Below are 10,282 nucleotides of genomic sequence, written 5' to 3'. Positions count from 1 at the left end.
TGTAAACCTTTTGTAAACCCTTTTTATGCTTTTTGGGTTCAATCAACTTGAAGATTGATGATGAGCCAATTTATGGTTGACACGACAATAGTTGATTGAATTAATGTTAAATTGCTATATTGTAACCTGTTTTAAAACTAATCAACCATTTAACTTAGTTAACTTAATTAACCCAATTTAACTACTCAACCAATTACATGACCAAAATAGATTCCCATCAGCATTTTTGGAAATTTGACCCGGTTAGGGATAGCTGGATTGGGGATACGATGTCGTCTATCCAGCGGGATTTTATGCCCGAAGACTTGAAACCTATCCTCGACAAGTTTGGTATCGACGGTTGTGTGGCTGTTCAGGCGGACCAAAGTGAGGCGGAAACAGCATTTTTGCTTGACCTTGCCGGAAAATATGATTTTATAAAAGGTGTAGTGGGTTGGCTTGACCTGAGGGCTGCTGATGCGGGCAATCGCATTGAATATTACAGCAAATTTGAAAAGCTGAAAGGCTTTCGCCATGTTTTGCAGGGTGAAACGGACAGGGCACTGATGCTGAACCCGCAGTTTATGAATGGGATCCGCGCGCTTAAAAGACACGACCTTGCCTATGATATATTGATATTTCCAGATCAGTTGGGCTATACCCATGAGTTTGTGAAGAAATTTGAAGGAACCCGCTTTGTGGTTGACCATATTGCCAAACCCGATATCAAAAATAAAAATATGGATAAGTGGGAGTTGGGCATAAAGGCACTGGGCAGGCATGAAAATGTTTACTGTAAGATCTCCGGCATGATCACCGAGGCCGACTGGTACGACTGGGTACTGCTTGATTTTAAACCCTACCTCGACGTGGTTTTTGAGGCATTTGGCGCAAGCCGGGTAATGTTTGGCTCCGACTGGCCGGTATGTAACGTGGCTGGCGGTTACCAGCAAATGCTTTCGGTTGTTAAAAATTACATTGCGAAACTGTCGGATGATGAACAGGCCAGGTTTTGGGGATTAAATGCTGTGGAGTTTTATAAATTAAAATGAGGTGAAAGCTGAAAGGTAAAAGGTAGAACGAAAGAGCTGAAAGGTAAAAGGTACGAGAGAAGATTCAGTGCTTGCATTTATAAACGATTAATATAAACAAGGATGAAAAGATCAGTTTTGTGTATGTTGATGACTGCTTTTGTAGTTTTATCAGTTAAGGCACAGGAAAAATTCAACGGCTTAGGTGTTAACCTGGGCAACATTTACCGGATGTCGGATGCGAAGACGCGTTCCATCAGCCCTGAAAACTTTAACGGTGAAAAGGGTAAAGGTGGCATGGCCACCACCGGTACGGGGGCAGGCCCTTCAAAAGAGTTGGGCCAGGGATGGAAAGTGAGCCCCAGCGTAGTAATTAAAAAACATACTACCTACACAGTTGCCGAAATCGACGGATCAGGCGCTATACAGCATATCTGGATGACACCGACAGGCAATTGGCGCTATTCAATTCTTCGTTTTTATTGGGATGATGAAACAAGCCCATCGGTTGAGGTGCCTGTTGGCGATTTCTTTTGTATGGGCTGGGGCAAATATGCGCAGGTAAATTCGCTGGCAGTTGCCGTTAATCCGGGCAGTGGTTTAAATTGTTACTGGCCTATGCCCTTCCGCAAGAAATGCCGGATCACCATGGAGAATATTGATAATGAAGATATGGTTTTATATTACCAAGTGGATTATACTCTAACGGATGTACCTAAAGACGCAGGTTATTTTCATGCCCAGTTCCGCAGGGTAAACCCTTTGCCCTTTAAAAAAGATTATGTGTTGGTGGATAGTATCAAAGGCAAAGGACAGTATGTGGGTACCTATTTGGCCTATGGCTCCAACAAAAACGGATGGTGGGGCGAAGGGGAGATCAAATTTTTTATGGATGGCGACACCCAATTTCCAACCATTAATGGTACCGGTACCGAGGATTATTTTAATGGAGCTTATGATTTTGACAGCATGCATAAAAAGGCAGATGGTACAGAAAGTAGTGAATATACCGAATTTTGCAGCCCTTACAGTGGTTTACCCCAGGTGATCCGTGGTGACGGGCATTATGGAATAGCGCAGCGTTTTGGCCTGTATCGCTGGCATATTGCCGATCCGATCCGTTTTGAAAAAGACCTGAAAGTTACGATACAGGATTTGGGCTGGCATTCTGATGGGCGTTATATGCCATTACAGGATGATATTGCCTCTGTAGTGTTCTGGTACCAGAGTGAGCCACATGGGGCATTTCCGGTATTTCCGACGAAGGATCAACTGGAGGTGAATTAGGTTAATTTCGGAATTCGCAATTTCGATTTCGGAATTATAATATCCCTCAGCAGGCTTTTTGCCTTATCTGCGATCTTTACGGTTCAATTTTTAACCACGGAGGTCACAAAGAATTACACAGAGAACACGAAGATTTATCAAATACTGAATATTCCGAAATCGAACATTCCTGACTACGGCAGGCAGTCGAAATCCGAAATAAAATCAAATCATCCTTTTCATAGTCAGCGTTACCTGAATGGCAAAGTAAAATACCCGGATGATTTTTAGTGAAATTACTTGCTGTATCTTTTAACCGCGTCAACCGCGTCTGTTGAGGTGAGGGCAAGAGCTTTGGTCAGGTCGGCACTGGCGCTTTTATCGCTTTGCTCAATTTTGGCAAGGCCGCGGTAATACCAGGCTTCCTCATTATTGGGGTTTAGGCTGATGGCAATATCAAAATCATTTAAGGCCCCGTTATAATCCTTCAGGTTCATTTTTGCCCTGGCACGCAAAATATAATTGGCGGGTTCCTTTGGGCTAAGTTTAATAGCCTGATAAAAATCCACACGCATGGCCTGCGTATCAGCGATGAAACTTTCCGCAAGGCCCCTGTAGGCGTACGTTTTTATATTGTCGGGGTTGATAAGCAAAACGCTGATATAATCATAAACCGCGCCGATATAATTCTTCCGGATCATTTTTAAATTCGCCCTGTAAAAGTAGGCGTCATCATTGTTTTGGTCTTTGGTGATGGCTTTTTCGAGGTCGCTTTCAGCTGCATCATATTTTTTCAGCCTGATCTCGGCATTTGCAATATTTGCATACGTCAACGAACGCATATTAGTGTCAACCAGTGATGCCCTGTTAAATTGGGCAATGGCCCCTTTGTAATCGCCCATATCGCACATTACCTCGCCACGGGCAATATAAAATTTCCCGTTTTTTGTAGCAGGAGTAATAACCCTGTTAAAAAACAGTAATGCTTCAGCGTATTGGTGGTCGGCAACCAGCTCTTTGCCCAGCCTTAATTGTGCTTCTTTATTTTTAGGGTCAAATTCCAGTTGTTTTTTAAAATCCGCTATTGCTCCTTTTCGGTCGCCCATTTTACTTTTTACCTTTGCGCGGGCAGGGTAGGCGTACGAGTAACCGCTATATAAATCAATAGCTTCATCAAGGTCGGCAAGTGCGCCGGTATAATCGGCCAGTTCGGCCTTAACTTCGCCGCGACTGGTATACGCTTCCGTGTTTTTGGAGTTCATTTGTATGGCCGTATTATAATCGGCCAGTGCGCCGGCGGTGTCCTGCAAGGCAGTTTTTGCTTTTGCGCGGGTTACATAGGCATAGCCGTCATGATCGGTATCATACATTACTGCGGAATCGCCATCTGCTTTGGCACTCCGGTAATCCTTTATTGAAATTCTAAGGTCGCCCCGATTTTGATAGGCTCTGGCGAATTTCGGGCTAAGGGATATCGCCTTGCCATAGTCGCTTAACGCGGCCGATGTATCACTTCGTTTATTTTCAGAGATTCCCCGGTATAAATACAATTCTGCATTTGTAGGGTCGGTTGCTATTGCTTTGCTGAAATTTTGGATGGCATCTTTGTTGTCTTCTGCATTACCCGCAGCTTTTGCCATGTAATAAAACCCATTTGCCATATTGGGTTTCAAGGTCAAAGCATGTTTATAGTCCTGCATGGCCTCTTTATATTGATGCAGGTTTGTTTTGATATTACCCCGGTAAAAAATGGCTTCGGCATTTGCCGGGTTCATGCTGATGGTTTTGTCGTAATCTGCAATTGCCCCGGTGTAATCGGCAATGGTGCCTTTTGAATTCGCCCGGTAATAATAGACATCTGCGTTATTTGGATTCAGCTTTAGCGAGCGGGTGTAATCTTCAATGGCACCCCTGTTATCTTTTAAATTTGCTTTGGCAACCCCGCGGTATTCATAGAGTTCGGGGTTATTTGGGCTGATGGCTATTGCCTTGCTGAAGTCTTCCACGGCGGCTGCGTAGTCGCCGGAATTAATTTTAGAATTTGCGCGGTAATGGTACATATCCGCCGTTTTTAAACCCAGGTCTATCGCTTTGTTAAAATCATTTATCGCGCTGGCATAATCCTTAAGGTTGCTGTATGCATTCGCCCGGTACGAATAAACCTCGGCATTATTGGGTTCGGCACTTAAAACTTTCGTAAAATCGCTAATAGCGCTGGTATAGTCGTTGATATTGGTGTAGGCATTTCCACGGTATTGGTATGCCTTTATATTATTATTGTTTAAGCTGATCACTTTGCTGAAATCAGCAATTGCTTCGTTATATGCTTTATGTTTTGCTTTTTCATTTGCACGGGTCATCAACTGATCCGAAGATTGCGCCAGTGAGATAAAGGGCAAAAAAGAAATGAGCACCAAAAGTCTCTTCATAACTTTATGAATGTCGATTACAGGCAAAAAAAACGTTAATTGTTTTCGTGTCATTCTTAAATTGAGACGCGTTTGTCACCAAAAAACCTTTTATCATACCAATCCGGAGAAATAATAAATCAAACCGGACAGTTAATTCAACCCCAAATAAATGGAATTGACAATCCGATAATTGCGTCTGCAGCTTTAATACGAAGAATTGGGGAGAATTGTTTTGTTATTAACCAGCTAATTAGAGTTGTATGCAGGTTTTTACAATATAGGTGGTGTTATAAAGCTTATTGTAGCGATGGGTTTAAAACCCATCGCTATAAAGATTAGAATATTTTATTGCCTGCTATATTTTTTGATAGCATCCTGCGCTTCTTTTGAACCAAGGTCCAGCGCTTTGCGCAGATCCGCGCAACCGCTGCTGTCGTTTTGGTTTAATTTGGCCACGCCTCTGTTATACCAACCATCCGGGTTGTTCGGATTCAGGGTTATGGCGGTATTAAAATCTTTCATCGCGCCGGCCTGGTCTTGCAAATTAACTTTTGCCTTGCCGCGTAAAATAAAGTTATTTTCATTTTTCGGGCTCAGCTTAATTGCTTCTTCAAAATCTGTACGCATATTCGCGGTATCCCGCAGGTAGCTTTCTGCAAGGCCACGATAGGCATAGGTTTTTACATTGTCAGGATTGATCAGGAGTACGCTAACGTAATCAAAATCAGCTCCCTGGTAGTTTTTTTGCCACATCTTTAAATTCGCTCTTGAAAAGAAGGCTTCATCATTATTTTCGTCGTAATAAATTCCTTTATCAAAATTTTTGCTGGCAACAACAGTATCTTTCAAAGTTATATAGATGTTGCCCATATAGATATAAGCATCTGAAATGATGGGCTTAAGCTTGCCCATAGCGCGGTAAATGCGTTTAATGCCCGAGGTGGTGTCGGCATCCGGCACATAAGTGCTTCTTAGTGCAGCATAATTTGAAGAGGTGACGATTGTCGTTTTAATTTTCCGCAATTCATTAACCATTGCCGTAAGGTCATTCACTGTGGTGGTATCCCTGCCTATCACCTCATTAAATTGAGCAAAAGCTTTTTGGGTTTCCCCTTCGCCTCCCAATGCAACACCGCGAAGTACATAAACTTCATCGTTTTTGTTGTTATTGGCAATAAGGCGGTCGTATAATTTTAATGCTTCGGCATATTTCTTTTCGGCTAACAGCGCTTTGCCCAGCTTTAAATTACCTTCTTCATTCTTTGGTTCAAAAACCAACAGTTTCCGGTAATCCTGGATCGCACCGGCATTGTCGCCGATGGCAATTTTCAGGTCGCCCCGGTAAAGGTAGGCGTAAATGTTGGCGGGGTTTATTTCAATAGCTTTATCGAGGTCCGCCTGCGCTTCAACATATTTTAAGGTAAGGAACTCTAAATGTCCCCGGCCAGAATAGCCATCGCTATTTTTTGGGTTCTCTTTTATTGCCGCGTTAAAATCAGTTAAGGCGCTGTCCAGTCTTTTTAAACCAATTTCAGCGTCAGCCCGGGTAATATAGCCATAGCCATCCTTGTTTTTGTTGTAAAGGATGGAGGTGTCAGCATCCAGCAAGGCGCTGCTGTAATTTTTTAGCGACAGGTAAATTTCAGCGCGGTGCTGGTAAGCTTCTGAATATTCGCGTTTGTATTTAATGGCGTGATTGATATCATCCAGCGCGCCGAGGGTGTCGTCGAGCCTGTTCCTTGCAAGTCCGCGGTATAAATACAATTCAGCATTTTCGGGCGATTTGGCGATGGCTTTGTCAAAATACTCCAGCGCTTTTTTAAGTTCGCCGGCGTCGCTTGCGGCTTTGCCCAAATAATAATAGGCATTCTGTAAATTGGGGTTGATCTCAATCGCTTTATCAAAATCTGCGATCGCACCATCAAAATCATTTAATTTGGTTTTGGCGTTTCCACGGTAAAGGTACGCTTCGGCATGTTTAGGGTCCATGACGATGCTTTTATTATAGTCGTTCAGCGCGTTTTCGAATTCGCCGGCCGAGGCTTCGGAATTTGCTTTGTAATAATAGATCTCCGCATCCTCAGGATTAAGTTGTACTGCGATCTTAAAGTCAGCTATCGAAGCGTGGTAATCGTTTGAATTGGAATAAGCAACACCGCGGTATTTATATAACTCTGCATCTTTTGGGGTTAGTTCGATCGCAATGGTAAAATCGGCTATTGCACCTTCAAAATCTGCTGAATTACTTTTAGCGTTAGCCCTGTAATGGTAAAGTTCTGCATGGTTAAAACCCAGCTGCAATGCTTTGTCGTAATTAATGATGGCATTGGCATAGTCTTTTATCTCGGCATCTGCGTTTCCAAGATAATAGTAAACTTTTGCATCGTTGGGGTTCAGTTTTATGGCTGCTTCAAAGTCGGCTTCGGCTCCCGGCGTATCGTTCGACTTTGCTTTAGCGACACCGCGTGATAATAGTATTTCAGCGTTATCGGGAGTCAACGCAGCTGCGGCATCGTAATCTTTAATAGCATTCACATAATCCCCGGCATTGCTCTCGGCATTTCCCCGGTAATGGTACAGATCGGCCATTTTAAAATTGCACACACCTGCGGACGGTGCATTGCAGGGGCCGGCACTTTCTACCGGTTTTTCTGCGGCTTTTTTACTGCAATCTTCAAAAGCTGTATTATAGTCGTTAATGGCCTCGTTATATTTTTTTGTGTTGCTTAAGGCATTGGCCCTGTAATAATAAACGTCGGCATTTTCTTTATCCAGGTCCAGGGCTATTTTATAATCACTGATGGCCTGGCTGTAATAACCGGCATTGGCCCTTGTAACCCCCCGGTATTCATATAAATGAACTTTTGCCGCAGCCAAACTTTGATTCATTTTTGTATACCGTACCGTTTTATTATAGTCAATAATTGCCCGGTCATAATCTTTCATGGCACCTTCGTAGTCAAAAAGATTGCTTTTTGCACCTGCTATGGCATAGTAAATTTCCCATCCACGTTTACCCAGCTTAACGGCCATGCTATAGTCGTCAAGTGCGCCCTTATAATCTTTAAGGTTGTTTTTGGCGTTAGCCATGTAATAGTAGGCGAGTGGGTTGTGTTTGTCGGCCCCAACTACCTGGGTATAATCACTTACAGCGTCTTTAAAATCACAAATATTACCATAGGCATTTGCGCGATAGAAGTAAGCCTTAATAAAACGATGATCAAGCTCAATCACTTTTGAAAAATCAATGATGGCTTCATTGTATTTGTTGATATTGGCGTAAGCGTTTCCGCGGTAAAAATAGGCCCAAATATTTTTGTCGTTTTGTTGAATAGCAATATTGAAATCGGAGATTGCTTCGGTATATTTTTTCTTGCCTGATTCCTCATTACCTTTTTTAAGATAATTTGTTTTTTGGGCTAACGCCAGGCAAGGTAACAATGAAAGTATGATAAATAGTCTTTTCATAATTCTTATTAATATCAATTATTGGCAATAAATAAGCCAATTTTTTTGATTTCTTTAACATATTGACGCTTTTCACCGGTTAAAGGCATCTTTTCCCCGTCAATATCAAAAAACAAACAAATATTTAATTTAATACCCCCGATTGTATCCAAAAATGCTTTAATAGCATTGTAAACAGGTTTCGTTGAAGTAAGGTTCAAAATTTCAAATATTCTTAATTTTTAAAAATAGGGTATAAAAGCCTCAATTTTGGGTTATATAATCCCCGTTAATATGTTTTAAATTTATGAAGAGCTGGCTACAATAGCCGCCCAAAGTTGTTAACATCGTGTGAATAGGAAAAATAATAAAAAAATACTATAAAGTATATAGATAAAGTAGTATTTTTGTTTCGTCACTGTTATTCAAATGTTAAACAAAGTTTCAATGATACCCGTTCGAATGTGTTGCAGCCGCCCGGGTTGCGGAACAGGCAATATATATTGTTGCTGCAGATAACCTTTAGGCATTTATCGCTGGCCGCTTAACTATTCTCACTAATTTAATTACTGTTCAATACTTTTAATTTATGTTAACCTCAGCAAAAAAATACCCTTTTTTTGAACTCCTTGAAATCATCCCCGAAATAGACCTTGTTTATAAGCGCTATCAGCCCTTAAAACCTGTAAAAGCGGGTAATTTTATTCCTGATCTTTCGTTTAAAAGAGATCAGCTAAAGTGGCAGCGGTTTTATGGAGGGACTGAAATATTTGCGCCTGTTTTATCAAAGCAATTGCAAAATAAGCCATTGGTGATCAGCTTTTATTCGAAGCATTGGAAAGATAACGGGGTGGGCCAATTGCACAGGCTTAATGCCATTCAGCAAGATATAAAAGCAAACGGAGGTAATTTACTGATCATTAACGCCGAAAATGACGACGACCTGGTAAAAACCGCATGGGAAAATGATTTGTCATTAAATTTCTATTTTGATGGAAATCATGAAATTGCTGAGATGTTCCGCGTATATTCGGAAAATTATCCCGTTTGGGACCGGTTTTCAGGAATCGATGTAAATGTGCCGCTGTTGGCCACTTATGTAATTGACCCTTTAAAACAGGTGGTGTATGCCAATATCGATATGGACCTAACCGGTAATTTTTCGATGGACGATATATTACAGGCAGTTTACGAATCGGCAATGGTCCGTACCGATAAAAGGTCTGCTTAATGATTTAGAAATGAAACTATCCTTAACCCGTGTGTTTTTCTTCTGCCTGTTTTTGACAACTGCCGGGCAGCATTTGTTTGCCCAGGGTAAACAGGATTATTCATTAGCATCGGTTAAAATAAACCCTTTAGTACCTACCTCTTATCCCGGTTCTCCGGCTATTGCGAAGGATAATAATAATGAGTTAAAGGTACTTGCTGATCTTGAAAATAGCTTCAATAAAAAACCCAGCCGTAAATTGCTGCTGTCGTTTTTGCGCGAACTTAATAATAAACCGGACATTGATCCCCGGCAACGCGGCTCGAAATTAAACCTGCACCTGGCGCGCTTATTTGCCAAATTGAGGTTGTATCCATTGGTAATGAAATGCTATTTTAAAAACAATGTGCCCGGAGATGATATTTACCGGAAGGGTTATTTTATAAAGCAGCCTGTTGCCGGGAGTGATTCAGTTAAAATGATCAATGATAGCCTGGATAGTGCCGGGCTGCTCGCCATCAACAGCAGGGATAGCTTATTATTAAAAACCGACAGCGGTTTTTACAATCACGACGGGAAGAATATCCAATCGGCTGCTGTGGAAAGTGTGGACATTATCAATCCGTTTGAAGATGGAAAAACAGGTGTGAAGTACGCGCTGCTGGTGCACATACAGCAACCCAAATCAGGGAAGCCAAAAATATTTATCAGGTTAAATAGAGTGGGGCATACCTTTATCACGCTGATCAAGTATAATTCCGATTCAACCTATGTGGCCAGGACCTTTGGCTTTTATCCCGATAAGGAAAGCTTTTTATCCGCTACGCCTATCTTCCCATCGGCCGATCCGCTATTTAAAAATGACGAAAAGCATGACTTTGACGAGGTGGTTGGAAAATTCATTTCGAAAAGGAGGTTTCAAAAAATATTGCAGCTGG

6 protein-coding genes are annotated in these 10,282 nt (G+C 41.8%); 4 read left to right on the top strand and 2 right to left on the bottom strand.

The window, feature by feature from the left end; genetic code table 11:
• Positions 1 to 197 precede the first annotated feature (197 nt).
• Together QZY09_RS05900 and QZY09_RS05895 are read left to right on the top strand one after the other, a co-directional pair.
• Positions 198 to 1,031 (top strand): amidohydrolase, encoded by an 834-nt coding sequence (locus QZY09_RS05900; protein WP_295669477.1) that lies wholly within the window; start codon positions 198 to 200, stop codon positions 1,029 to 1,031.
• A gap of 102 nt (positions 1,032 to 1,133) precedes the next feature.
• Complete coding sequence (locus tag QZY09_RS05895) at positions 1,134 to 2,297, top strand: glycoside hydrolase family 172 protein (protein WP_295669475.1); 1,164 nt, start codon at positions 1,134 to 1,136, stop codon at positions 2,295 to 2,297.
• 275 nt (positions 2,298 to 2,572) lie between these two features.
• Here QZY09_RS05895 and QZY09_RS05890 read toward each other — a convergent pair whose 3' ends face one another.
• Entirely contained in the window at positions 2,573 to 4,705 is a 2,133-nt protein-coding gene (locus QZY09_RS05890) for a tetratricopeptide repeat protein (RefSeq protein WP_295669473.1), read from the bottom strand.
• Positions 4,706 to 5,032: 327 nt separating this feature from the next.
• Positions 5,033 to 8,155 (bottom strand): tetratricopeptide repeat protein, encoded by a 3,123-nt coding sequence (locus QZY09_RS05885; RefSeq protein WP_295669471.1) that lies wholly within the window; start codon positions 8,153 to 8,155, stop codon positions 5,033 to 5,035.
• A gap of 568 nt (positions 8,156 to 8,723) precedes the next feature.
• Between QZY09_RS05885 and QZY09_RS05880 the strand changes: the two genes are divergently transcribed.
• Entirely contained in the window at positions 8,724 to 9,365 is a 642-nt protein-coding gene (locus QZY09_RS05880) for a peroxiredoxin (RefSeq protein ID WP_295669470.1), read from the top strand.
• Positions 9,366 to 9,375: 10 nt separating this feature from the next.
• A partial coding sequence (locus QZY09_RS05875; RefSeq protein WP_295669468.1) for a hypothetical protein occupies positions 9,376 to 10,282 on the top strand: 907 nt, incomplete at its 3' end.

The sequence above is a fragment of the uncultured Mucilaginibacter sp. genome (assembly GCF_903913935.1).
In the GTDB taxonomy this organism is placed as follows: Bacteria; Bacteroidota; Bacteroidia; order Sphingobacteriales; family Sphingobacteriaceae; genus Mucilaginibacter.
This window is presented reverse-complemented; position numbering and strand designations above follow the sequence as displayed.